Annotated in this window: 21 protein-coding genes and 2 tRNA genes; 18 read left to right on the top strand and 5 right to left on the bottom strand. The window is 50.6% G+C overall.

What is annotated here, in order from left to right:
* Window positions 1-138: 138 nt before the first annotated feature.
* Window positions 139-1365 carry an IS110 family RNA-guided transposase gene (locus RIN67_RS09805; RefSeq protein WP_313872918.1) on the bottom strand — a complete coding sequence of 409 codons (1227 nt, stop codon included), beginning with the start codon at window positions 1363-1365 and terminating at the stop codon, window positions 139-141.
* Between the two features lie 406 nt (window positions 1366-1771).
* Here RIN67_RS09805 and RIN67_RS09800 point away from each other — a divergent pair, with 406 nt between their 5' ends.
* From RIN67_RS09800 to whiA, 8 genes are all read left to right on the top strand, one after another.
* Entirely contained in the window at window positions 1772-2416 is a 645-nt protein-coding gene (locus RIN67_RS09800) for a YfbR-like 5'-deoxynucleotidase (protein ID WP_024747669.1), read from the top strand.
* 56 nt (window positions 2417-2472) lie between these two features.
* Entirely contained in the window at window positions 2473-2946 is a 474-nt protein-coding gene (locus RIN67_RS09795; RefSeq protein ID WP_265000354.1) for an acetyltransferase, read from the top strand.
* Between the two features lie 118 nt (window positions 2947-3064).
* Window positions 3065-5071: an excinuclease ABC subunit UvrB gene (gene uvrB, locus RIN67_RS09790; protein WP_024747671.1), complete on the top strand. Its 2007-nt coding sequence runs from the start codon at window positions 3065-3067 to the stop codon at window positions 5069-5071.
* A gap of 19 nt (window positions 5072-5090) precedes the next feature.
* Window positions 5091-7949, top strand: coding sequence for an excinuclease ABC subunit UvrA (uvrA, locus tag RIN67_RS09785; protein WP_265000353.1), 2859 nt, complete (start codon window positions 5091-5093; stop codon window positions 7947-7949).
* A 163-nt stretch (window positions 7950-8112) separates the two neighbouring features.
* Window positions 8113-8658: an HdeD family acid-resistance protein gene (locus RIN67_RS09780; protein WP_265000352.1), complete on the top strand. Its 546-nt coding sequence runs from the start codon at window positions 8113-8115 to the stop codon at window positions 8656-8658.
* Between the two features lie 205 nt (window positions 8659-8863).
* On the top strand, window positions 8864-9748 hold the full coding sequence (rapZ, locus tag RIN67_RS09775) for an RNase adapter RapZ (protein ID WP_024747674.1): 885 nt from the start codon (window positions 8864-8866) through the stop codon (window positions 9746-9748).
* On the top strand, window positions 9745-10758 hold the full coding sequence (locus RIN67_RS09770) for a gluconeogenesis factor YvcK family protein (protein ID WP_024747675.1): 1014 nt from the start codon (window positions 9745-9747) through the stop codon (window positions 10756-10758). The genes rapZ and RIN67_RS09770 overlap by 4 nt, the downstream gene beginning before the upstream one ends.
* Before the next feature lies 1 nt (window position 10759).
* Window positions 10760-11701, top strand: a complete 942-nt coding sequence (gene whiA / locus RIN67_RS09765; protein WP_024747676.1) for a DNA-binding protein WhiA — start codon at window positions 10760-10762, stop codon at window positions 11699-11701.
* Window positions 11702-12189: 488 nt separating this feature from the next.
* Here the strand turns inward: whiA and clpP are convergent, their stop codons facing one another.
* Complete coding sequence (gene clpP / locus RIN67_RS09760; protein WP_024747677.1) at window positions 12190-12786, bottom strand: ATP-dependent Clp endopeptidase proteolytic subunit ClpP; 597 nt, start codon at window positions 12784-12786, stop codon at window positions 12190-12192.
* A gap of 305 nt (window positions 12787-13091) precedes the next feature.
* Between clpP and RIN67_RS09755 the strand changes: the two genes are divergently transcribed.
* The 3 genes from RIN67_RS09755 to RIN67_RS09745 all read left to right on the top strand — a co-directional run bounded on the left by RIN67_RS09755 (window position 13092) and on the right by RIN67_RS09745 (window position 14452).
* A complete protein-coding gene (locus RIN67_RS09755; protein WP_265000351.1) occupies window positions 13092-13541 on the top strand; it encodes a LytTR family DNA-binding domain-containing protein in 450 nt (149 codons plus the stop codon).
* 6 nt (window positions 13542-13547) lie between these two features.
* Window positions 13548-14285 carry a LiaF transmembrane domain-containing protein gene (locus RIN67_RS09750; RefSeq protein ID WP_265000350.1) on the top strand — a complete coding sequence of 246 codons (738 nt, stop codon included), beginning with the start codon at window positions 13548-13550 and terminating at the stop codon, window positions 14283-14285.
* Window positions 14286-14380: 95 nt separating this feature from the next.
* Window positions 14381-14452 (top strand) — tRNA-Arg (locus tag RIN67_RS09745).
* An 88-nt stretch (window positions 14453-14540) separates the two neighbouring features.
* On the opposite strand, the gene RIN67_RS09740 is transcribed toward RIN67_RS09745, so the two are convergent.
* Window positions 14541-15137: an ECF transporter S component gene (locus RIN67_RS09740; RefSeq protein WP_034545719.1), complete on the bottom strand. Its 597-nt coding sequence runs from the start codon at window positions 15135-15137 to the stop codon at window positions 14541-14543.
* Window positions 15138-15461: 324 nt separating this feature from the next.
* Between RIN67_RS09740 and RIN67_RS09735 the strand changes: the two genes are divergently transcribed.
* A tRNA-Arg gene (locus RIN67_RS09735) sits at window positions 15462-15533 on the top strand.
* 230 nt (window positions 15534-15763) lie between these two features.
* On the opposite strand, the gene RIN67_RS09730 is transcribed toward RIN67_RS09735, so the two are convergent.
* On the bottom strand, window positions 15764-16990 hold the full coding sequence (locus RIN67_RS09730; protein WP_313872918.1) for an IS110 family RNA-guided transposase: 1227 nt from the start codon (window positions 16988-16990) through the stop codon (window positions 15764-15766).
* 477 nt (window positions 16991-17467) lie between these two features.
* On the opposite strand from RIN67_RS09730, the gene RIN67_RS09725 reads away from it, so the two are divergent.
* The 3 genes from RIN67_RS09725 (at window position 17468) to RIN67_RS09715 (ending at window position 20963) form a co-directional block, all read left to right on the top strand.
* A complete protein-coding gene (locus tag RIN67_RS09725) occupies window positions 17468-18496 on the top strand; it encodes a sugar-binding transcriptional regulator (protein ID WP_024747681.1) in 1029 nt (342 codons plus the stop codon).
* Between the two features lie 68 nt (window positions 18497-18564).
* Window positions 18565-19575: a type I glyceraldehyde-3-phosphate dehydrogenase gene (gene gap / locus RIN67_RS09720; RefSeq protein ID WP_024747682.1), complete on the top strand. Its 1011-nt coding sequence runs from the start codon at window positions 18565-18567 to the stop codon at window positions 19573-19575.
* Between the two features lie 185 nt (window positions 19576-19760).
* Window positions 19761-20963 carry a phosphoglycerate kinase gene (locus RIN67_RS09715; protein WP_024747683.1) on the top strand — a complete coding sequence of 401 codons (1203 nt, stop codon included), beginning with the start codon at window positions 19761-19763 and terminating at the stop codon, window positions 20961-20963.
* Window positions 20964-21046: 83 nt separating this feature from the next.
* On the opposite strand, the gene RIN67_RS09710 is transcribed toward RIN67_RS09715, so the two are convergent.
* A complete protein-coding gene (locus RIN67_RS09710; RefSeq protein ID WP_264999401.1) occupies window positions 21047-21937 on the bottom strand; it encodes a helix-turn-helix domain-containing protein in 891 nt (296 codons plus the stop codon).
* Window positions 21938-22052: 115 nt separating this feature from the next.
* On the opposite strand from RIN67_RS09710, the gene RIN67_RS09705 reads away from it, so the two are divergent.
* The 3 genes from RIN67_RS09705 (at window position 22053) to eno (ending at window position 25763) form a co-directional block, all read left to right on the top strand.
* The gene (locus tag RIN67_RS09705) at window positions 22053-22898 is read left to right on the top strand and encodes an MFS transporter (RefSeq protein WP_264999400.1); all 846 of its coding nucleotides are present in this window, start codon (window positions 22053-22055) and stop codon (window positions 22896-22898) included.
* Window positions 22899-23579: 681 nt separating this feature from the next.
* On the top strand, window positions 23580-24338 hold the full coding sequence (gene tpiA, locus RIN67_RS09700) for a triose-phosphate isomerase (RefSeq protein ID WP_024747684.1): 759 nt from the start codon (window positions 23580-23582) through the stop codon (window positions 24336-24338).
* A 105-nt stretch (window positions 24339-24443) separates the two neighbouring features.
* Entirely contained in the window at window positions 24444-25763 is a 1320-nt protein-coding gene (gene eno, locus RIN67_RS09695; protein ID WP_264999399.1) for a phosphopyruvate hydratase, read from the top strand.
* Window positions 25764-25857: the final 94 nt, after the last annotated feature.

Here is a 25857-nt window from a genome sequence, read left to right as displayed (position 1 = left end):
GGTCTAGGTTCCGGAACGATGTTCTTCGTTCCGGAGCCTAGGCCCTATTGCTATTATTTTAGTGATTTATAGCCAGCTAAATAAGCCTTGGAGGTATCAAATTTTTTTCAAGGCTGGTATTATAAACTATAATGAATGTTACTTCGATTGAGGGCTCAGCTCATAGGAGTAAGGTTGATTCGTTTTTATCAGGTATAGGATTGTTTTAATAAGACGATCCATTTGACGGACGATGAGTTTCTTCTTTGAAGAAGAAGCTTCTCGTCTTTTTTCGTATGCATCGCGAATATGATTGTCGCCCATCTTAGGATTAAGCATAAGAACGACCGTCCAATACAAGATTCGGCGTGCATGGGGATTACCGTGTTTGGTGATATGGCGAGCGGATTGATGGTCACCGGAGTCAACTTCCGTTGTGTCCAGGCCAACATAGCTGTTCAATTGCTGACGGGTATTGAACCGTCGGATATCACCTAATTCACTAATTAGCCGAATGGCGGTACTGCCACCAATACCAGGGATTGTTTGAAGAAGCGTAAACTCTGACAAGGATTTACCTAAGGCCATCATGCGCACGACCTGCTGGTCCTGCGCTGCTTCTAGGGTGAGAACTTGTTCCGCCAAAGCTTTCATTTGCCGCGTGTTATCCGAAGTAACGGGTACGGCGTCACCATTCTGAGCGGCCAGTTTCCATAACTTTCGTGCGGCATCGTGAATACGCCTAGCGTTCATCCCTTTGAAATGTGCTGCTGATATTCGTGCTTCTAACGCGTTAAGGTCGCCAATTTCACGAACGATTTGTGCATGCGGGAAGAGTGTTAGGATCTTCCAAGCCAGCTTTGTATCGAAGTTAAAGCCACCCTTGGAGGCCCCAAATGACGCAAATACAAGCTGTAAGACACGATGAGCTCGATTGCGGGCCCGTTTCTTATCCTCATTGAGTTGGTCGTAATAACGGTTCATATCCGTTAATTCACGATAGATGGGATCCTGTTTGTAAGCTAGAAGATAGGGCTCTAACTGTTCGGTAAACTCGGTAATCGCCAATCGGCGCGCATCACGTTGATCGTTTTTTCTCATTCGCGTACCAGTGGCGATGCGATTCTTAGCCGCCAGGGGATTTAAAATATGGTAATTCAAATTTTCTTGTTGAAGGAAATACTCTAAGCGCCGGGAGTAAACACCAGTCGCTTCAAAGACGATTTCCGCTTTTCCGCCGAACTGAAGCACGACGTGTTTCAGTTCATTAAATCCCAGTGCATCTAGAGGGACGGTCAGTTCTTTGGCGACGATTAAATCCGTCGCCACCGCAACGTTAGCTTTGTTTTTACTGACATCGATTCCAATAATTGTTCGCATAATCATATACCTGTCTTTCTGAAGTCTTCACGTCAGTTTTAGTAATCTCGTTTTCAAAACACGGCTTCGAGAGCCCAAATACTTTGATCAAATTGACTAAAACCAGTGAAGCGGCCATTTTTTATTACGGTCTCAAGGACCCAAAGCGCCCACGGCCTGTCTTCACTACCACTATAAAGTAATAGAGGCATAGGAGCACCCCGTCGGGTAACTTCTATGCCTCTAAGCTTAGTATTTTTTTATTCTGAATAGCGAAACATGGGCGCTTGTGGGCGTGGAAATCCGTAATGGTGATGAGTTGTTGATGGGACCAAACCATGATTAACGTGCCCTATCCAGATTGTGGTATTCTAAAGAGAACAACGGTCGTCGGTCGACCGACATCAAGAGTTAGGAAAGGGAGTTGGCAGTATTGGGCATGAATCAGTTTTTGCAGAGTTTAAGTGATCTGGAGACGATTAATCGGGCACCGGGCTATTTCAAGTTTGAGCAGCACTCCGTAGCGGCCCATTCATTCAAGGTGGCCGAAGAGGCACAGTTCTTAGGCGACGTCGAAGAACAGGCCGGCAACGCGGTCAATTGGCGCTTACTGTACGAGAAGGCCTTGAACCACGACTACACGGAACGGTTTATCGGGGATATCAAGACGCCGGTAAAGTACGCGACACCGGAATTGCGGCATATGTTGGCCGACGTAGAGGATTCTCTGACCGCTAACTTTATCCACAATGAAATTCCGAAACAGTTCCAAGCGGCCTATACCCGGCGGCTAGGTGAGGGGAAGGATGCCACACTGGAAGGCCAGATCCTTTCCGTTGCTGACAAGGTGGACCTGTTATACGAATCCTTCGGTGAGATTCAAAAGGGCAATCCGGAACCGGTCTATACGGAGATCTACCGGGAGAGTCTGACTACCATTTTGAAGTTCCAGAACATGGCCTGTGTCCAGTACTTCTTGAAGGAGGTCTTACCGGAACTGTTGTCGGCGGACTTCAGCGACCGCCAGAAGCTCCAATCGATGACCCACGACCTCTTACAACACGCGGAGGAGAAGTAAGCATGTAATTAGCCACAGTATGGAATCAGCACATTCAACACGCCACGGTCCGGCCGTTGACCCACGACGATGACGACCTGATCTATCGGTTTCAAAGCGCCCATCCGGACTACTACGAACACTTCCAGGACCATCCGGTGACCCGGCGGGAAGCTATTCAGGACTTAGACGACGTGCCGGTCAACGCCACGGCGGACCAGAAGGCGTACCTGGGGGCTTTCGAGGATGAGCAGTTGGTTTTGATCGTTGATCTGATCATCGATTACCCGTTGCCCAGTCTGGTCTGGTTAGGGCTTTGGATGCCGGAGAAGACGCTATCGGCGGCGCGGTGTGCCGACCTCTATCAGAGCCTAGTGACCACGCTACGGGCGGCGGATGCCGTCCAGCTACAGCTGAGCGTCTTCATGGGGGACCGCAATGCGCCGGCGTTTTGGGCTGATCAAGGGTTAACCAAAGTGCAGACCACGACGGTCGTCCGGGGAGACCGCACTGCGAACGTGACGATTTATCAAGATAAGTTCGCCCGGTGAATCACCAGACTAGCGAAAGTATGTTCGGTATGGTAAACTATTTGAACGTGATGGGGAGCGCTAAGTTTCCCATTTTTTCGCTGCCATCAAAATTTTAATCAGTAAGGGGGTCGCTGCCATGATCGATCGACAGACGGATCGAAAATTTGACTTAGTTTCGAAGTACCAGCCTACGGGGGACCAACCGCAGGCGATTGAGGAACTGACCAAGGGTATTGAGAATCACGAGAAGGCGCAGATTTTACTGGGGGCTACCGGGACGGGGAAGACGTTCACTATCTCGAACGTCATCAAAAACGTTAATAAGCCCACGCTGGTGTTGTCGCATAACAAGACACTGGCGGGCCAACTCTACGGTGAGTTCAAGCAGTTCTTCCCGCACAACGCGGTCGAATACTTTGTCAGTTACTATGATTATTACCAACCAGAAGCCTATGTGCCGTCGAGTGATACCTATATCGAAAAGGACTCGTCGATCAACGATGAGATCGATAAGTTACGACACTCGGCAACCAGCTCACTGTTGGAACGTAACGATGTGATCGTGGTGGCGTCCGTCTCTTCGATCTTTGGATTAGGGGACCCAACAGAATACAAGAACCACGTGGTTTCGTTGCGGGTCGGTCAGGAAATCGAACGGGACGCACTGCTACGCAAGCTGGTCAACATCCAGTTTGAACGGAACGATTACGACTTCCAGCGGGGCCGCTTCCGGGTCCACGGTGACGTGGTCGAGATTTTCCCCGCTTCCCGGGATGAACGGGCGTTGCGGGTCGAATTCTTCGGTGATGAGATTGACCGGATTCGTGAAGTCGATGCCCTGACCGGGGAAATCGTTGGTGACCGGGAACACGTTGCCATCTTCCCGGCGACCCACTTCATGACCAATGACGATATCATGGCTACGGCCACTAAGGGAATCGAAGGCGAACTCAAGGACCGGCTGGCGGAACTTGAGGGACAGGGTAAATTATTGGAAGCCCAACGGTTGAAGCAACGGACCACCTACGACGTCGAAATGATGCGGGAGATGGGCTACACCAGCGGAATTGAGAACTACTCGCGGTGGATGGACGGCCGGAAAGCCGGCGAACCACCGTACACGTTATTGGACTTCTTCCCCAAGGACTTCCTGTTAGTGGTCGACGAGTCACACGTGACCATGCCGCAGGTTCGGGGGATGTACAACGGTGACCGGGCCCGGAAACAACAGTTGATCGACTATGGTTTCCGGTTACCTAGTGCGTTGGACAACCGGCCACTGAAGCTCAGTGAATTCGAACAACACGTGAACCAGGTGGTCTACATGTCGGCGACGCCGGGGCCTTACGAAGAGGACCAGACCAAGCACGTGGTTCAACAGATCATTCGGCCAACGGGGCTACTGGACCCAACCATTGAGGTCCGGCCAATCATGGGCCAAATGGACGACTTGGTCGGAGAGATCAACCAGCGCGTCGAGGCCAACGAGCGGACGTTTGTCACCACGTTGACCAAGAAGATGGCGGAAGACCTGACCGACTATCTCAAAGACCTAGGCATCAAGGTCGCGTACCTGCACTCGGACATCAAGACCTTGGAACGGACCGCCATCATGCGGGACCTGCGACTAGGTAAGTACGATGTGTTGGTCGGCATCAACCTCTTGCGGGAAGGAATCGATATTCCGGAAGTTTCCTTGATCGCCATCCTAGACGCGGATAAGGAAGGCTTCTTGCGTAACGAACGGTCCTTGATTCAGACCATCGGCCGGGCGGCCCGGAACTCGCACGGGCACGTCATCATGTATGCCGACAGTGTCACGGAGTCGATGCAGGCGGCGATGGATGAAACGGCCCGGCGGCGGAAGATTCAAATCGCCTATAATCAGAAGCACCATATCACGCCAACCACCATTATCAAGCCAATTCGCGACCTGATTGCGGTCACTAAGAAGAGTGACGATACCGGTGAAAGCGATGACTTTGTCGAAAACGACTTCGAGTCCATGGATAAGGAAGACCAAGAGAAATTGATTGCACGACTGGAAGACCAGATGCGAGCGGCTGCTAAGAAGTTGGACTTCGAACAGGCGGCTTCGTTGCGGGATACCATTATGGATATGAAGACGGAGATCGGTGATTAGGTCCGGAGGAGGAACTAGTTTGCAGAATGATAAAATTGTGATTCACGGGGCGCGGGCCCATAACTTGAAGAACATCGACGTCACGATTCCCAAGAATAAGCTGGTGGTCATTAGTGGCCTTTCTGGTTCGGGGAAGAGTTCGTTAGCGTTCGATACCCTGTACGCCGAGGGCCAGCGGCGGTACGTCGAAAGCCTTTCGTCGTATGCCCGGCAATTCTTAGGGCAAATGGATAAACCGGACGTCGATTCCATCGATGGTCTAAGTCCCGCCATCTCGATCGACCAAAAGACCACGTCGAAGAATCCGCGGTCGACGGTCGGGACCGTGACCGAAATCAACGACTACTTGCGCCTGCTCTGGGCCCGGGTCGGAACGCCTATCTGTCCCAACGACGGCACCAAGATTACCAGCCAAAGCGTGGAACAGATGGTTGACCAAGTCTTAGCGTTACCCGAACGGACCAAGTTACAGATCCTGTCGCCCATCGTCCGGGACAAGAAGGGCCAGCACAAGCAGGTCTTTGAGAAGATTCGGCGGGAAGGCTTTGTCCGGGTCCGGGTCGATGGGGAGATCCAGGATATCGACAACGTTCCCGAACTCAATAAGAACCAACGGCACAGTATTGCCATCGTGATCGACCGAATCGTGGTCAAGAAGGGGATTCGCTCCCGGCTATTCGATTCCTTCGAAGCAGCGTTGCGGTTGAGCGGCGGCTACGCCATCGGTGACGTAATCGACGGCGAACCATTGATCTTTTCCGAACACTACGCGTGCCCTATCTGTGGGTTTACTGTGGGTGAATTGGAACCACGTCTGTTCTCGTTTAACGCCCCATTCGGCGCTTGCCCCGACTGTGACGGTCTCGGGGTCAAGCTTGAAGTCGACTTGGACCTGGTCGTGCCGGATAAGGACAAGACTTTGCGTGAAGGGGCCTTGGCTCCCTGGAACCCCATCAGCTCACAGTACTACCCGGCCTTATTGGAACAAGCTTGTCAGGCCTTCGGTGTGGATATGGATACGCCGTTTAAGGACCTGGATCAGGCAGCCCAAAAGTTGGTCCTGTACGGGTCAGAGGGAAAGACCTTCCACTTCCACTATGAAAACGACTTCGGTGGCGTTCGCGACGTGGATGCCGCCTTCGAAGGGGTGGTGCCGAACATCAACCGGCGCTACCACGAGACCAATAGTGATTTCACCCGCGACGTGATGCGCAAGTACATGACCGAACTGACCTGCAGCACCTGTCACGGTTACCGGTTGAACCGGCAAGCTTTAAGTGTCAAGATCGACGGTCAACACATCGGAGAAGTCTCTGATTTACCGGTTGACCAAGAGTTGGGCTTCTTTAAGGCGCTGTCCTTCGGAGAACAGGACCAGGTGATCGCCCAACCGATCTTAAAGGAAATTCGGGACCGCTTGACCTTCTTGCGGAACGTGGGGTTAGACTACCTGACGCTGAGTCGGTCGGCCCGGACCCTGTCCGGTGGGGAAGCCCAACGAATCCGGTTGGCTACCCAGATTGGCTCTAACTTGTCGGGGGTCCTGTATATCTTGGACGAACCCTCGATTGGGTTGCACCAGCGGGATAACGACCGGCTGATTGCTTCGTTGAAGCAGATGCGTGACCTGGGGAACACCCTGATCGTGGTGGAACACGACGAGGACACCATGCGGGCCGCTGACTACATTGTTGACATTGGCCCGGGCGCCGGTGAGAACGGGGGTCAGGTCATGGCTGCCGGGACACCGAAGCAGGTCATGCGTTCCCGGAAGTCGTTGACCGGCCAGTACCTAGCCGGTAAGAAGTACATTCCGGTGCCATTGACTCGGCGACCGGGGAACGGCAAGCTGATTCGGGTCACCGGGGCGGCTGAGAACAACCTGAAGAACATCACGGTTGATTTTCCGTTAGGGGAGTTCGTAGTGGTCACGGGGGTTTCCGGTTCCGGAAAGTCGACGCTGGTCAATACGATTCTCAAGCGGGCGTTGGCCCAGAAGCTCAACCATAATTCGGAAAAGCCTGGGAAGTACACCTCAATTGCCGGGGTCGAAAACATTGAACGGCTGGTCGATATCGACCAGAGTCCGATTGGACGGACCCCGCGGAGTAACCCGGCGACCTATACCGGGGTCTTCGACGATATTCGCGGCCTGTTCGCGCAGACCAACGACGCGAAGCTCCGGGGGTACCAGAAGGGTCGCTTCAGCTTCAACACCAAGGGCGGCCGTTGTGAGGCCTGTCACGGGGACGGTATCTTGAAGATCGAAATGAACTTCTTGCCCGACGTCTACGTCCCGTGTGAAGTCTGCCACGGGACGCGGTATAACTCCGAGACCCTGGAAGTCGAATACAAGGGGAAGAACATCGCGGACGTCTTGAACATGACGGTCAGCGAGGCACTGAAGTTCTTCGATGCCATTCCTAAGATCACGCGTAAGCTCCAGACGATTCAGGACGTGGGCCTAGGCTACGTCAAGTTGGGGCAACCCGCGACCACATTGTCTGGTGGGGAAGCACAACGGATGAAGTTGGCGTCGGAGTTGCATAAGCAACAGAACGGCAAGAACTTCTATATCTTAGACGAACCCACGACGGGGCTGCACACCGATGACATCAAACGGTTGTTGGAGGTCCTGCACCGATTGGTCGACAAGGGCAACACGGTCTTGGTGATCGAGCACAACTTGGACGTCATCAAGACGGCCGACCACTTGATTGACTTGGGACCCGAAGGCGGAGAAGCCGGCGGACACGTGGTGGCCACCGGGACGCCAGAAGAATTAGCGACTGTTCAGAACAGTTACACGGGAAAGTACTTAAAACCCGTGTTGGAACGCGATCGTCAGCGGACGGAAGCCGACCAGACCAGTAAGTAACGGCTCACTGTTACCTAATTGTTAGAAAGGGGGCGTTAACCCGTGAATCATTGCGGGTTAACGCCTTTTTGTGAGTGGAGGTCCTTGTGAGAACCCCTGAAAACCAGTACAATGGTTAGAAACCAGTCAGCAGATGACTGAAGTTGTGAGGAGATGCACGCAAATGTTTCAAATGAACCGGACCCGTTGGGGCTTCGATTGGGGCGAATTTATTCTGGGCATCCTATTCTTGGTTGCCGCGTACGGTCTATTTCGGTCACCCAAGATTGGACTCACGGGCTTAGCTATTATTTTTGCCGTTATGGCCCTTCTAAGTGGTCTGACCACGATTGCGGGGTATTCAAAATTACGTGAAGTTACGGGCGTGCGCGCCAATTTTGCGCTCGCGTTAGGCATCTTAGATATCTTGATTGCCGTGGTGTTCTTCTTCGATATGAACAGCGCCATTGTCACGTTGGGGTACCTGTTCGCCCTGTGGTTTATCATTGACTCGCTTGAGCGATTGATTGTGGCCAACCACCTGCGTCGGTTTGGCGGGGGCTACTTCTGGATTTCGATGGTTCTGGATATTCTAACGTTGATCGTCGGAATTCTCTTGTTCGTCCACCCTGTTTTGGCGGCGTTGTCGTTAAACGGGTTGGTCGCCATTTTCTTTATGATCTTTGGCCTCAACGCTATCTGGATTGCGTTCGCTCGCAGTCGCGGCTAGTCAGGACCCAGCCAGGTATGGCTGAATATTAGAGTAACAGCCAAGTTCGCGGTAGATGACCGCGAACTTTTTTATTGGCGTGTTGGGGCGAATTAGGTCGGTAACCCGTTATTTTTAGGTGGGAACAAGAGAATGATTAGGAAAGACACGCCCGGTGTGCTATACTCGTAAAAGACATTTTTAGACGGAAAGGGTGGCGTAAACGATGACTGAACAAGTCCATTTAGTAATTATTACGGGGATGAGTGGGGCCGGCAAGACGGTTGCGATGCAGAGTTTTGAGGATCTCGGCTATTTCTGTATTGATAACTTGCCCCCAACCCTCCTACCGAAATTTTGGGACCTGGTCCGCGAATCCGGTAAGTTGAACAAAATTGCGCTGGTGATTGATTTGCGGTCACGAGCGTTTTACGACGAAATCGTCAAAATGCTGAACGATGTAGCTGTGCACGGGACCATGCAGGCTCAGGTGCTCTTTTTGGATGCTTCCGACGAGGAACTGGTCTCGCGGTATAAGGAGACCCGGCGCTCCCATCCATTGGCGCGAAACGGTCGCGTCATGGAAGGGATTCAACGCGAACGAGAGCTGTTGGCGCCCATCCGTCAGGCGGCCCAGCTGGTGATCGACACCACGAGCATTTCGCCCCGTAAGTTACGCGAAGAGATCTTCCATAACTATGAGACGGAAAGTACGCAGACGTTCCATATCGAGCTGATGTCCTTTGGCTTTAAGTACGGCCTGCCAATCGATGCCGACATCGTGATGGACGTGCGGTTCTTGCCGAACCCGTACTACTTACCGGAGTTGCGGGACCAGACGGGCTTGGATCAACCAGTCTACGATTATGTGATGCAACAACCCCAGACGGAAGCCTTTTACCAGCAGTTCTTGAGCTTGCTAGAGGCCATCATGCCGGGGTATAAAAAAGAGGGTAAGGCCAACTTGACGATTGCCATTGGCTGTACCGGGGGTCAACACCGTTCGGTTGCGCTAACGCAGCGGTTGGCTCAGGCTTTGGGGAACCAGTATCCGGTTCACGTGACCCATCGCGATATTAATAAACGAAAGGAGTCCGCGAACCGATCATGAAAGATTTAATGAAAACTCATCGGCCCAGAATCGTCGTGATTGGCGGGGGGACCGGGTTACCCGTGATTTTGAGTAACCTACGGGACCAGGACGTCGACATCACGGCGGTGGTGACGGTGGCTGATGATGGCGGCTCGTCCGGCATCATTCGCCATTACGTTAACGTGGTGCCACCTGGTGATATTCGTAACGTGATGGTCGCTTTGGCGGAGGTCCCCGGGATTTACAAGGACCTGTTCCAGTACCGCTTCGAGACCACCGACGATTTCTTTGCCGGCCACGCGATTGGTAATCTGATCATTGCGGCGTTGTCCGAGATGAAGGGCGGTATCTTTGACGCCGTTCAGGAGCTCTCGCAGTTGATGCGGGTCAACGGGCACATCTATCCGGCGGCGAACGAGCCCTTGGAACTGCACGCGCAATTCGACGATGGCAGCACCCTCAGCGGGGAATCAGAGATTACGGCGGCCCATAAGCTGATCAAGCGGGTCTGGGTCGAAACTAGCGATCACCATCAACAGCCGCACGCGGTTCAACCGGTGATCGATGCCATCATGAACGCTGACCAGATTGTCTTGGGTCCCGGTAGCCTGTTTACCAGCATCCTGCCGAACCTGATGATCGACAGTGTCGGCCGGGCGGTCTGCGAGTCGCAGGCCGAGGTGGTCTACATCTGCAACATCATGACGCAGAAGGGCGAGACCGAGAACTTTACGGACGCCGACCATGTGCGCGTCTTGAACCAACACTTACACCGCAACTTTATTGATACGGTCCTGGTCAACACCCGTAAGGTGCCCGACCAGTACATCGATTACCAACGGTGGAATGAAATGTCACAACCAGTCCGTCATGATTTTCAAGGCCTACGCAGCCAAGGGTGCCGGGTCATCTCGACGGACTTCTTACAATTGCGCGATAACGGGGCGTTCCATAATGGGCAAGAAGTGGTCTCAGAACTCTTGAACCTGATTGGTCAGCCGCGTTACCGAGCGAACGGGGGGGCTTAACGTGTCTTTTGCAAGTGAAGTAAAAAAAGAACTGACCACCCTAGAGGTGCATCGGGCCAACGCGAAGGCCGAACTGGTTGCCTTGATTCGAATGAACGGGGCACTGGGGCTGGCGAACCACCGTTTCGTCCTGAACGTTCAGACGGAAAACCCAGCGATTGCGCGACGGATGTACCAGTTACTGAAGCAGTTTTATGATTTGGAAAGTGAATTGTTGGTTCGGCGGAAGATGAAGTTGAAGAAGAATAACCTGTACATCGTGCGGGTCAAGAACGGGGCCACGGAGGTTCTCTCCGACTTGGGGATTTTTGACGGGATGCAACTCTTAGAGTCGGTCCCCGATGAGATCTTGCACTCGGATCTGCAGGTCCGTTCGTACTTGCGGGGGGCGTTTCTCGCGGGAGGCTCGGTCAACAATCCCGAAACCAGCCGGTATCACCTGGAAATCTACTCCCTATATGAGGAGCACAACCAGATGATTGCTGAGATGATGAACCGCTATGACTTAAACGCCCGGACCATCGTCCGACGCAGCGGGTACATCACCTACCTGAAGGGGGCTGAAAAGATTGCCACCTTCCTGTCCTTGATTGGGGCGACCACGTCGATGCTGAAGTTCGAAGATGTCCGAATCATGCGGGACATGCGTAATTCGGTCAACCGGCTGGTCAACTGTGAGAGCGCGAACCTGGACAAGGTGGCTAACGCTTCGACCCGCCAGATCGATAATATTCAATATATCGAAGCCACGGTGGGGTTAGGTCAGTTGCCGACCAAGTTGCGGGAAGTTGCCGAGACCCGGTTGGCGCACCGTGAGGTCAGTCTCAAGGAACTGGGCGACCTGGTTCCGGGTGGTCCCATCTCCAAATCGGGGATCAACCACCGGCTACGTAAAATCAACGATTATGCCAAGCAACTGCGGGAGGGCGAAGCCACGGCTTAAGTGGTGATGTCAGCCAAGTTGTTTGTAGAATAGCTAAAAATTAGCTCTGTAAAACCTTTTGGCTTTACAGAGCTTTTTTGGAATGTATGATGCTGAGAGTCAGACATGACCCTTGGGCTTCAAGCCTTCCGTATAAAACAATTACCGATGTGATCGTCATCCGCCTTATCTGGCCGTCCTTTCGGCTCACAATCGTGTAACCATATCCGAATATGATGCAGTATCAAGCCGCGACTTTCAAGGATATTGTTGACGACTATTATTGGGTAAAAAAGGCCTCATCTCAAGCAGGATAAGGTCACAGTGGTTGTTTGTGTGAATTAGACCGGCAACCGTTTGTAGCGTCAAGTGTATGACGATGCATATCATTGATTCCAGGCCCAACCGGTAAGGCGGGGGATTGTCACTATCTGCCCCTTGGGTCGATTCGGTTCATCATAAAACGCCCGTCACGGTTGTGACGAGCGTTTTAAGGTGATGATTACTGATTACTTCTTTTGTTCGCTGCTGTTGGTCATAATGTGGTCGATTAAACCGTAATCGACGGCGTCTTGGGCACTCAGGTAGTTATCCCGTTCCGTGTCCTTGTTGATCCGTTCGATTGGTTGGCCGGAGTTGTCAGCTAAGATTTGGTTGATTAACTTCCGCGTCTTCAAGATTTCACGAGCAGCAATTTCGATTTCAGTTTGTTGCCCTTGTGCACCACCGGATGGTTGGTGAATCATGACTTGGGCGTGTGGTAAGGCGAACCGCTTACCCTTAGTCCCGGAAGAAGCCAGCACGCTGGCCATGGAAGCCGCCATCCCTAACGTGATCGTTTGAACGTCAGATTGGATGAAGTTCATGGTATCGTAGATAGCTAACCCGGAAGAAACGACGCCACCAGGTGAGTTGATGTATAAGGAAATATCCTTAGTGTTGTCTTGAGCATCCAAGAAGAGTAGTTGCGCAATAATTGCGTTGGCCATGTCATCTTCGATGGGACCGGAAAGCATGATGATGCGGTCCTTTAAGAGTCGTGAATAGATGTCGTATGCCCGTTCACCACGGGATGATTGTTCAATAACAGTTGGTACTAAATTCATGACGTGATAGCCTCCTTAGATTACGTTGTGTGGCTAGCGATTGCTAACATGTTGTTAGTGTACCGCTTTGGTCAAAACAGGTCAAACGATATGTCTTCCCCTGGATTGATTTGCCGATTAACTGACCCTATCATAACAGAGTTCGGCCAAATGACACGTATTCTGTCACAAAAATGACCGGTTAGGGGGCTTGACTGGCCCCTTGGGCTGGCGGTGTTTACAGCTAGTCGGGGATGTGGTCTACTATTAATAAGCACCGGCGCGATGGAGCGGCGGCACAGAGCGGTCACCACGGGAGGGATGAGATGGAAGTTAAAGTCGAGATTGATTCGGACCTGACCGCCCCCAGCGTTGTGGTCCGGGTCCCAGCCCAAACGGCGACGACGGCCCAGCTGGTAGCGGCCATCCAAGCGGCCGTAGCACCACCGCAGCAGTTGGTGGTCACCCAGCGGGGCCGTCGCGAACGAATCGCCGTTGCGACCATCCTGTTCTGCGAGGCAACCGGCCACCAGGTGGCGATTCATACCGCGAATCGGGTGGTTACCACCCACGTGCCGCTATATCAATTGGCCGCCGAATTGCCGGCGACGTTTGTCCGGGCCTCCAAGTCCGCCGTGGTCAACGTCCAGCAGATTGCCACGTTGAGCAAGTCACTGACCGGTAACCTGATTCAGTTTCAGCAGTCGCATAAGCAACTCTACGTGTCACGGCGCTATTACGGTGCCGTCAAGCACGCCTTGGAACGAAAGGAATGAGTCATGATGAAAAAAAGTCATCGTTGGTTTTGGGGGAGCTTCTTTCTCATTGGCGCTGTCCTGGTGGTCATGGGCCAGTTGGGCGGATTACCCGCCGAGTTTGGGTTTTGGCGCATCCTATTTGCAATCTTCATGGTCGCCATCGTCATCTATAGTTTGGCGCATAAAGGCATCACGGGCACCGTCTTTGGGTTGGCGGCCTTGGCGATTCTATTTCGCCGGCCGTTGGGCATCACGGCCCTGGGGCCCTGGACTATCGTGGGCGTCGCCTTGTTGGTGACCATTGGTTTGACGCTCTTGTTGAAGCCCACGCACGCGATTAGTTACCACTACCACTTTGATTCCGGCACGGAAGATGACTGGGAGGATTCGGACGAACGCTTGGGTAGTCCCGATCGGATGACCACGGATGAGGACCACGTGCAGGTTGACGTCAACATGGGAGATAGTATTCGGTACCTCCAATCGCAGGACTTTCAACAAGCCGACGTCCGGGTCCGGATGGGGAACGCGAAAGTGTACTTTGACGACGTTCAGGTGGCAGCCGATGGGGCAGTGGTTAACCTAGACGTCTCGTTGGGGGGCGTGACCCTGTACTTCCCGAGTGACTGGAACGTCAAGTTAGCGGTAGACTCCAGTCTGGGCGGGGTGGACGTCAAGGGCAAGCAACCAGCCACGGATGGGCCGCGGGTCATCGTCCAGGGGCGGGTCTCCTTGGCGGGACTGACTGTGGTCTACCTGTGATGAGATTTGATTAAAGAAAAATGCGTTTGCCCCTTGAAATTCAGATGGGGGTCAGGTATAGTAGTTAGTGTTCTGTTAAAGGAACACGGCTATATGCGCCCGTAGTGTAATGGATCGCACGTAAGATTCCGGTTCTTGAAATGGGGGTTCGATTCCCTCCGGGCGCACTCAGTAAGCTTACCGTTGTTGGCGGTGAGCTTTTTTTTCGACCTAAAAATGGGACCCGGCGAATAGCCGAGCCCCATTGACGGGTGATTAAGCTTTTAAACGGTCCCATTTATGCCGGAGGGGCCGGGCAATCAGCGGGGCGACCAGGCTGTCCAGAAGTAACTCGGGGATGGCGTTGGTCAGGACCGAGAGCATCAGGACGTACCCTAGGGTCTTCCCGCCGGTGGCACCCATGGCGTGGGCCACTTGGGGCGTCTGGTAGAAGATGTAGATCATGCCCAGAACTAGGCAGCTGTTGATGAGAGCACCGACTCCGGCGGCCAACCGCATTGCGTTGGTACTGGACCAACGTTGGCGGACCCACCGGTAGAGGTACCCGGCAATCAGCCCCATTAAGAGGCGGGGCAAGATGGCGACCAATGGATTCGTGAAGACGTAAGGCGCCACGGGGCTGGTAGGCGAGGTGAAGGCCCGGACGAAAGTGATCAGGCCCCAGAAGCCCCCGATGAGGGCACCGTCGCGAGGTTCGAGTGCGATACCAGCGACGATTACGGTGAGCCCAATCAGGGTCATGCTGAAGGGCCCCAGGGGGATGTACCCTAGAAAGGGCACGATGTTTTGTAGGAGGACGATGGCCATTAGCAGGGCATCGACCACCAGACGAAAGGTCTTATGACGCGTCATAATGAAACCTCCAATAATCAAATGGTTCCGTCATTATAGCATGTTTTAGAGGGTAATGGACTGCGACGGGAATGAGTATTTCCCACAAATCGCTCTTGCGGGTGGATAATCATTCGGTAGGGGACCGACGCGTATTAAGTGCCAGGGCCCACCGGTGTTCGTCTGACGGAAGCGCGACCATTCAAGTGAATGGCTGGTGACCGAACTAAGTCAGGGCCACTCAGATGGGGAACGGTAAAAATAATCAGGATAAATTTTCAGATACGCCTTGTATTTTTATGCAAAATCAGTTATAGTAATTAAGTGTTATCAAGTCATTGATATGCGCCCGTAGTGTAATGGATCGCACGTAAGATTCCGGTTCTTGAAATGGGGGTTCGATTCCCTCCGGGCGCACTTAGTAAGCTCACCGTTGTTGGCGGTGAGCTTTTTCTACGTTTTGTCAATAAAGATGTTGTTAAATCAATGTTTTATGATGAGAAATTTAGGGTCTAGGTTCCGGAACGATGTTCTTCGTTCCGGAGCCTAGGCCCTATTGCTATTATTTTAGTGATTTATAGCCAGCTAAATAAGCCTTGGAGGTATCAAATTTTTTTCAAGGCTGGTATTATAAACTATAATGAATGTTACTTCGATTGAGGGCTCAGCTCATAGGAGTAAGGTTGATTCGTTTTTATCAGGTATAGGATTGTTTTAATAAGACGATCCATTTGACGGACGATGAGTTTCTTCTTTGAAGAAGAAGCTTCTCGTCTTTTTTCGTATGCATCGCGAATATGATTGTCGCCCATCTTAGGATTAAGCATAAGAACGACCGTCCAATACAAGATTCGGCGTGCATGGGGATTACCGTGTTTGGTGATATGGCGAGCGGATTGATGGTCACCGGAGTCAACTTCCGTTGTGTCCAGGCCAACATAGCTGTTCAATTGCTGACGGGTATTGAACCGTCGGATATCACCTAATTCACTAATTAGCCGAATGGCGGTACTGCCACCAATACCAGGGATTGTTTGAAGAAGCGTAAACTCTGACAAGGATTTACCTAAGGCCATCATGCGCACGACCTGCTGGTCCTGCGCTGCTTCTAGGGTGAGAACTTGTTCCGCCAAAGCTTTCATTTGCCGCGTGTTATCCGAAGTAACGGGTACGGCGTCACCATTCTGAGCGGCCAGTTTCCATAACTTTCGTGCGGCATCGTGAATACGCCTAGCGTTCATCCCTTTGAAATGTGCTGCTGATATTCGTGCTTCTAACGCGTTAAGGTCGCCAATTTCACGAACGATTTGTGCATGCGGGAAGAGTGTTAGGATCTTCCAAGCCAGCTTTGTATCGAAGTTAAAGCCACCCTTGGAGGCCCCAAATGACGCAAATACAAGCTGTAAGACACGATGAGCTCGATTGCGGGCCCGTTTCTTATCCTCATTGAGTTGGTCGTAATAACGGTTCATATCCGTTAATTCACGATAGATGGGATCCTGTTTGTAAGCTAGAAGATAGGGCTCTAACTGTTCGGTAAACTCGGTAATCGCCAATCGGCGCGCATCACGTTGATCGTTTTTTCTCATTCGCGTACCAGTGGCGATGCGATTCTTAGCCGCCAGGGGATTTAAAATATGGTAATTCAAATTTTCTTGTTGAAGGAAATACTCTAAGCGCCGGGAGTAAACACCAGTCGCTTCAAAGACGATTTCCGCTTTTCCGCCGAACTGAAGCACGACGTGTTTCAGTTCATTAAATCCCAGTGCATCTAGAGGGACGGTCAGTTCTTTGGCGACGATTAAATCCGTCGCCACCGCAACGTTAGCTTTGTTTTTACTGACATCGATTCCAATAATTGTTCGCATAATCATATACCTGTCTTTCTGAAGTCTTCACGTCAGTTTTAGTAATCTCGTTTTCAAAACACGGCTTCGAGAGCCCAAATACTTTGATCAAATTGACTAAAACCAGTGAAGCGGCCATTTTTTATTACGGTCTCAAGGACCCAAAGCGCCCACGGCCTGTCTTCACTACCACTATAAAGTAATAGAGGCATAGGAGCACCCCGTCGGGTAACTTCTATGCCTCTAAGCTTAGTATTTTTTTAATGCTCTCAGAATTGGGCGGATGCCTGCTAGAATAGACTTGCTTCTGGGAGGAGACGGTCAGCGGTCTAGGTCGGTTCGAAATTAAGAAATCGTTAGGTGGATTCACTTGCCAAAGGACTTAAATGGGCTTATACTGACACAGTAAGTTAGGTTAGCGATGAGTTGGCCTATATTTTTTGAGCAGGGTGGGCGTTATTTGGCCACCCTGGTCGCTCAACGTCCCACCGGGAGGTAAGTAGGATGCAGGATGATTGGCAATGGGTAGAAGCGATTATGCCCCAGATGGTGACGAAATTAACCAGTCGCTTTCGGGTATTAAAGGGTATCGCTGCTCTTCAGCCGGTTGGCCGGCGAACTTTGGCCAACCACTTAGCCTGTACTGAACGCACGGTTCGGACTACGACGGATGCCTTGGCTAATCTGGGATTCATCCAGATGAGCGTCAAGGGGATGCAGATCACCGCGGCGGGTAACCGGGTCTTGCACGGGTTAACGCCGGTGATGGATACGTTGGCCGGTCGGCAGGAACGTGAGCGCAAGTTAGCTCAAAAGTTAGGAATTGCCAATTGCACCATTGTGCCGGGGGACAGTACCGCGGCGAACGGGTCACTGGGCGGAATGGCCGAAGCGGCCAAGCAGGTCTTGATGGATCAGCTGCCCAGTGGTGCCAGTACGGTGGCCGTGATGGGCGGGCATACCTTAGCGACCGTGGCGTCGGTCCTGACCCCGTCACTTGCGACCAACCGGGAGCTGTTGTTTGTCCCGGCACGCGGGGGCATTGGTGAGTCACCGGACATTCAGGCCAACGCCGTGAGTGCCCAAATGGCTCAGCGGACGAATAGTAAGTTCCGGTCGTTATTCGTGCCGGAACAACTAAACACCGCTACTTACAAGTCGTTATTTGCAGAACCAGCGATTCACGAAGTCTTACAGCTGATCAATGAAAGTAACGTGGTTCTCCACGGCATTGGTCAGGCCCGGACCATGGCGGAGCGGCGAAACATGTCGCCCCAGGTGATTGGGGATTTGACCGCCGCCCACGCGGTAGGTGAAGCGTTTGGGTTCTTCTTCGATGCCACGGGTCACGTGGTCAGCAAGTTCCCCCGAATCGGGATCGGTATTGCTGACCTGGCCAATAAGCCACTGGTGATTGCGGTCGCCGGTGGGGCGGAGAAGGGAACGGCCATTGCGGCCTACATGCATTTAGCGCCAGCCCAGACTTGGTTGATAACCGATGATGGTGCTGCTGACATTGTTTTAAAAAAGTGATACACTTAACATGTACTGCTTTTTAAAAAAATTATCTTTGTTTGCTTCCTGAAGGAGGAAATCACAGTATGACTGTAAAGATTGGTATTAATGGTTTCGGCCGTATCGGTCGTTTGGCTTTCAAGCGGATTCACGAACTGCACTCTGATGACATCGAAGTTGTCGCAATCAACGATTTAACGACGCCTTCAATGTTGGCATACTTATTGAAGTATGACTCAACTCATGGCCGTTTCCCTGGTGAAGTTTCATCAACGGACAAGGGTATCGTGGTTGACGGTAAGGAATACCCAGTTTACGCTGAACCAAAGGCTCAAGATATTCCTTGGGTTAAGAACGATGGCGTTGACTTCGTTCTTGAATGTACCGGTTTCTACACTTCTGAAGAAAAGGCTCACGCCCACATCGATGCTGGTGTTAAGCGGGTCTTAGTTTCTGCCCCAGCCGGTGCCGTTACGACGGTTGTTCCTGGCGTTAACTTGGACAAGTTGACCAAGGACGATGTGATCGTTTCTGCTGGTTCTTGCACGACTAACTGCCTTGCTCCAATGGCATACTTCTTGAACGAAGACTTCGGTATCAAGGCCGGTACGATGACCACGATCCACGCCTTCACGTCCACTCAAATGATCTTGGATGGCCCTCGTGGTAAGAAGATGCGGAACAACCGGACTGCTTCTGTCAACACCATTCCTCACTCAACTGGTGCTGCTAAGGCGATCGGTTTGGTTATCCCTGAATTACAAGGTAAGTTACAAGGCCATGCACAACGGGTTTCCGTTCCAGATGGTTCTCTGACTGAATTAGTTGCTGTTCTTGACAAGAAGGTTACGGCCGACGAAATCAACGACGCAATGAAGAAGCACACCGATGGTAACGAAGCCTTCGGTTACAATGCTGACGAAATCGTATCTACCGACATCATTGACGACCCTCATGGTTCTGTCTTTGATCCAACTCAAACGGAAGTTACGACTGCCGGTGACACCCAATTGGTTAAGACCGTTGCTTGGTACGATAACGAATGGGGCTTCACTTGCAACATGGTCCGGACTTTACTTCGTTTCGCAACGCTCTAATTCGTTAGACATTGCCTAACGTTTATAACGTTTAGGATGCGCAAGACGCGGCGGGGGAGGAATTTCCTCGGCGCGTTTTTGCTTGCGCCGTGAATTTAAGAGAAGTCCTTTGAAATTCACGGGTAAGTGCTGTATATTGTGAAAGTAATCATTTTTAAGCATGTCATTGAAGGAGGATTTCTAAATTGGCGAAATTAACAGTTTCTGATTTAGATTTGAAGGGCAAAAAAGTCCTGATGCGGGTCGACTTTAACGTCCCGATCAAAGACGGCGTCATCGGTAACGACAACCGGATCGTAGCGGCATTGCCAACGATCAAGTACGTGATTGAACATGGTGGTAAGGCCATCTTGCTTTCTCACTTAGGTCGGGTCAAGAAGGAAGACGACAAGCCAGGTCTGTCCATGCGGCCAGTGGCAGAACGTCTGTCCAACTTGTTGAACAAGCCAGTGACTTTCGTGCCAACCACGGAAGGTAAGCAGCTGGAAGACGCCATCAACGGTCTGAGCGACGGCGATGTTCTGGTTATGGAAAACACTCGTTACGAAGACGTTAAGGACGGCGAATACGTTAAGCGTGAATCCGGCAACGACCCTGAATTGGGCAAGTACTGGGCTTCATTGGGTGACGTCTTCGTCAACGATGCCTTCGGGACGGCGCACCGTTCTCACGCTTCTAACGTGGGAATCGCGTCGAACATGGCCCAAACCGCTGCTGGTTTCTTGATGGAAAAGGAAATCAAGTTCATCGGTGGTGCTGTGGACAACCCAGAACACCCATTCGTTGCCATCTTAGGTGGTGCCAAGGTTTCCGACAAGATTGGCGTTATCGACAACTTACTGTCCAAGGCTGACAAGGTCTTGATCGGTGGTGGGATGACTTACACCTTCTACGCTGCTAAGGGCATGAAGATTGGGAACTCCTTAGTTGAAAAGGACAAGATCGACTTAGCCAAGGAAATCTTGGACAAGGCCGGCGACAAGCTGGTTCTGCCAAGTGACTCCGTAGTCGCAACTGAATTCAAGAATGATGCAGACCACAAGACGGTCGACGGTGACATTCCTGACGGCTACATGGCCTTGGATATCGGTCCTAAGTCCATCAAAGAATTCGAAGATGTTCTGAAGAGCGCCAAGACGGTGGTTTGGAACGGCCCAATGGGTGTGTTCGAAATGCCAAACTACGCTGAAGGAACGTTGGAAGTTGGGAAGTTCCTGGGTACCTTAAGCGATGCCAAGACCATCGTTGGTGGTGGGGACTCCACGGCTGCCGTTCAACAATTAGGGGTTGCGGACAAGCTGTCCCACATCTCTACTGGTGGTGGTGCTTCTCTCGAATACCTTGAAGGGAAGACCTTACCAGGAATTGCTGCGATTTCTGACAAGTAAACTCTTTAAATAAGACTGCAGTTTGTAGTCATAAAAATCGGTTTTCACTTCATCGAATGATGATGGTGGAAGCCGATTTTTTGTTAGGCTTTTTCTGAGGATTTCCGGTAGCACTTGGCAAAGTGACGGTAGGCGTGCAGAACATCGTGGATGTAGAGCGAATCTTTGTTGGTGGGAAGATGTCGGAGAATCTGGGCTTGATGGTCTGCTTGGTTAAAATCACCAAAGTACCACTCCCAGAAGCAATCAGTGACGAGTTGCGTGATGCGGGCCTCGACATTAAGCCGTTCGGGATCGACGGGACGCCAGTTAGACCAAAAATATTGTGCATCTTCGTAGCGGTGATTCTGAACCAAGGTCTGGAAGGCTAGATTGTCAAAATCCAACAGTGATTGTTGCACATGAAAGATGTCTGTTTGCTGGGACAAATACCGGGCACAGCTGTGGTGCATCTTGTCGATTCCCTGGAGAATCTGGGCCTGAGCGTTCTTAGCATCCGCAATCAGTAACCACATATTGGCTTGTCGAATTTCGGTCAAAGTCCACAATTGGGCCTGGTTAAAGCGTCGCCAGATTCGATCAGTCCGGGGGGTATCGACAAGGCGCCCATCGACTACACTGATGGAGAGATCGGCAAACGTTGCTAAGGCCTGAAGGTCGGGGTGGTCGCTGTCTTGATAGCGCTGGTCGAGGTGGCGTAACCAGGGGAAGTTTTGCTGACTGTTAGCTGTTGCGAGTTGGGCAGCTATTTGCTGCGCGGTAGAAGGGCGATTGCCACGCTGAATAAATTGGAATTCGGTGGGCTCAATCATTAACCGGTCAAGAATGGCGAACAGGGTGTCCGCGGTGACCCGGTGCAAACCGCGTTCAAGACGACTGGCAAAGGATGGTGAGATCAGTCCGCCGTAAAGATCATTTTGCGTCAGTCCCTGATTTTTACGGAGTTGTTTTAATGTTTCACCAATACTGAGCATTTGAGTTCCTCCTTAATGAGTTCTGAAACTAGGCAAATTTGCCTTAAATTATATGATTCTTTATGAGTAACGACAAGTAGAATCGGGGTAATTCGAACGAGGGGGGACTCAAATTATGACAGTTTTCGTTCATAATTTTCAATATCGTCTGTTTATGATTGCCAATATTATCAGTGCACTGGGCTCCACGCTATTCAGTATTGTGTTTGTGATTTATGCAAGGCATATGCCGAATCCTACTCTAGCAATTGGTCTGGCTTCATTTGTGGGTGTACTTCCATTATTTTTAGATATTCTTATTGGGTATTTATCCGATCAATCCAGAAATCATTTTCAACAGCAGTTGATAAATAGATTGGTTCAGGGGATGCTTTTTCTAATTATTAGTGCGTTATTATTGGATCGTGTTAGTTGGACCATCTTTATTGTTCTCCTTATTATGAATGCCACTTGCAGCTTAATTGGTATCTATAATTCATATGGCGCTATTGCAATTATAAAGGACATTGTGCAATCAGCTGACATAGCTGAGGCGGAGGGCTTTGAGACGGGATTCAGTTCAACGCTTGAGATTACTGGTGGATTAATTGGTGCAACCTTGTTAGCATTTTTTAATTATAATTACAGTTTTTTCGCCCTACTAAACTCAGTTTCGTTTTTTCTTGCATTCATTTTGCTTTTTTATGTTCGGAAAAATTTCTCAAATATCTCAAGCAGTCATATCGTAATAGAAAAGCATTCCGGTATAGTATTTAACGTAAAAGAATTTATTCACCAAATACATTCAAATTTTGGCTTGCTTAAAACATTTCCCGACATTACAAAGTTTATAGGTGTTTTTGCAGCATTCAATTTGTTTGATGCAGGTCAAGAGGTACTACTGAACCTCTCGTTAGTGGAACAACGACAGTTGATTTTTGTAAACTATGGCTATACCGTTGCCTTAGTAAGGAATGTTTGAATCAATTGGCGCAATACTTGGTTCCTTTTTACCTAGCAAAATAACTAGATATTTAAGCATCACGGTGGAAATATTTTTGATATATGGTGCCTACGGTTTGTTGATACCTAATATATTGTTTTTCAAGAATAAGGTTATTTTATTGATCCTAATATTAACTTGTGGATTTTTGACTGGTGTTCTTAATCCTCAGGTACAGTCTATGATGATCACAAAGTTACCGGAAAATATGATTGGGTCCATTATGGGGACCTTCTATACAGTAGTTCAGGTTACAATTCCGCTGGGGTCAGCATTATTTTCAACGACTGCAAATGCAATATCGTTACGAGTCTCTTGGTTATCTTTACTATTTTTTGAAGTCGTGACATTGCTGCTTTGGAGTACACAGGTACACTTATCCCGAAAGAACGGCAAAGAAGTATGATTAAAAACTGTTTGTTATTCAAAAATTATTGAGGTTTAAACAGGATGTAAGTTGTCTTGCTATACTTGTAGATACTGAGATTGAATTGAAGGAGTATGGTAGCCCCAAGCTTTAATGAAAAGTTTTGAAACCGTCTCAGAAAAGATTGTTGTGGCGTTGGGAAACTAAAGAAAGGGTTATTACTGGTAGATTACTGGTAAATTAGGTAAGATGTAGCTTGTGTACTGAATTTATCGAAAAAGGGGCGGATTAGGTTGCGGATACCATTGATTGCGGGTAACTGGAAGATGAACAAAACGGTCACCGAAGCCCGCGACTTCGTAACGGGCGTGCAAGGCAAGTTGCCAGCGGCCGACCAAGTAGAGACGGCGATTGCCGCACCAGCACTGTTCTTGCAGACCATGCTGGAGGCCAACCAGGACCAGGTCTTGCGAATTGGTGCCGAGACTTGTTACTACGAAGATGAAGGGGCCTACACGGGCGAAATCAGCCCGTTAGCGTTGCATCAGATGGGCATTCCTTACGTGATTGTGGGGCACTCCGAACGGCGGCGCTACTTCAATGAGACCGACGACGTGATCAACCGAAAGGCGCAGGCTGTCTTTCGTAACGGTATGACGCCGATCATCTGTTGTGACGAAACCATGGGGCGTCGTGAATCGGGCGACAAGATCCACTGGGTCGTCAACCAGGTCAGCGCAGCGCTCAAGGGCATCAGTGAAGAGAATGCGGCGAAGGTCGTCATCGCGTACGAACCTAGCTGGGCCATCGGCAGTGGCACCTCGGCTTCCAGCGACCAAGCGGAAGAAGGGTGCTACCTGATTCGGCAGACCATCGCCGATATTTATTCGGATGATTTAGCCAACGGCGTACGGGTCCTGTACGGTGGGAGCGTGAAGCCGGATAACATTGCCGGTCTGATGGCGCGGAACAACGTAGATGGGGTCTTAGCCGGGGGTTCCAGTCTGTCCGAGGACTCATTTATTCAGCTTGCAAACTATCAAAATTTGTAAAACGTCCAAAATGTGATTGAAAGTTCAATGCTAAACTTATAGAATAAAGCATGGGATGAGTTTCTAGTTCCCGTGAAGTCAAACTCATAAGGAGAGAATTCAAAAATGTCAATTATTTCTGATATTTACGCACGCGAAGTCTTAGATTCTCGTGGTAACCCAACTGTTGAAGTTGAACTCTACACCGAAGCCGGTGCAATGGGCCGGGGGATCGTTCCTTCTGGTGCCTCTACTGGTGAACACGAAGCCGTTGAACTTCGTGATGGCGACAAGAGTCGTTTCATGGGCAAGGGTGTTACCAAGGCTGTGGACAACGTTAACAACATCATCGCCAAGGAAATCGTGGGCTACGATGTAACTGACCAACGGGCAATCGACCAAGCCATGATCGACTTGGACGGTACGCCTAACAAGGGTAAGTTAGGTGCCAACGCAATCTTAGGTGTCTCCTTAGCTGCTGCACGGGCTGCTGCTGACGAATTAGGCCAACCTCTGTACAACTACTTAGGCGGCTTCAACGGTCACGTACTGCCAACGCCAATGATGAACGTTATCAACGGTGGTAAGCACGCCAACAACAAGGTTGATTTCCAAGAATTCATGATCATGCCTGTTGGTGCTAAGAGCGTTAAGGAAGCCATCCGGATGGGTTCTGAAACGTTCCACAACCTGAAGTCCATCTTAAACGACGAAGGTTACTCCACTGCCGTTGGTGACGAAGGTGGTTTCGCTCCTGACTTGAAGAACAACGAAGAACCATTCGAAATCTTGGTCAAGGCGATCAAGCAAGCCGGCTACGTTCCTGGTAAGGATGTTGCCATTGCCTTTGACTGTGCTTCTTCCGAATTCTACAACGCTGACACCAAGAAGTACGAACTGAAGGGTGACGGCAAGAGCTACACCGCTGAAGAATTCGTTACTTTACTTGAAGGTATCGTTGACAAGTACCCAGTTGTTTCCATCGAAGACCCACTGGATGAAAACGAATGGGAAGACTGGCAAATGGCTACCAAGCGTCTTGGCAAGAAGGTTCAAATCGTTGGTGACGACTTGTTCGTTACGAACACGGACTACTTAGCCAAGGGGATCAAGATGGGCGTTTCTAACTCCATCTTAATCAAGCTGAACCAAATCGGGACTTTGACGGAAACTGTTGAAGCCGTTGAAATGGCTAAGCAAGCTGGTTACACGGCCGTTATCTCTCACCGTTCTGGTGAAACTGAAGATACTACGATTGCTGACTTAGTTGTTGCTTTGAACGCTGGTCAAATCAAGACTGGTTCTATGAGCCGTGGCGAACGGATCGCGAAGTACAACCAATTAATGCGGATCGAAGACCAATTAGGAAAGACTTCCGAATACAAGGGAATCCACTCCTTCTACAACTTGAGCGAAGATGCGCGTGAAGCCATCATCAACAAGTAATTTGTGACTTTTAAAATAACGTCCATTCTGAGAATGGGCGTTATTTTTTTGTCCCCATTTTCGATATTCGAAGCGTCTTCTGCGGAACTAGCAG

Source organism: Levilactobacillus namurensis, from assembly GCF_032197885.1.
In the GTDB taxonomy this organism is placed as follows: domain Bacteria; phylum Bacillota; class Bacilli; order Lactobacillales; family Lactobacillaceae; genus Levilactobacillus; species Levilactobacillus namurensis_A.
The sequence above is the reverse complement of the archived record's forward strand: the minus strand, read 5'-3'. Positions and strand labels throughout refer to the sequence as shown.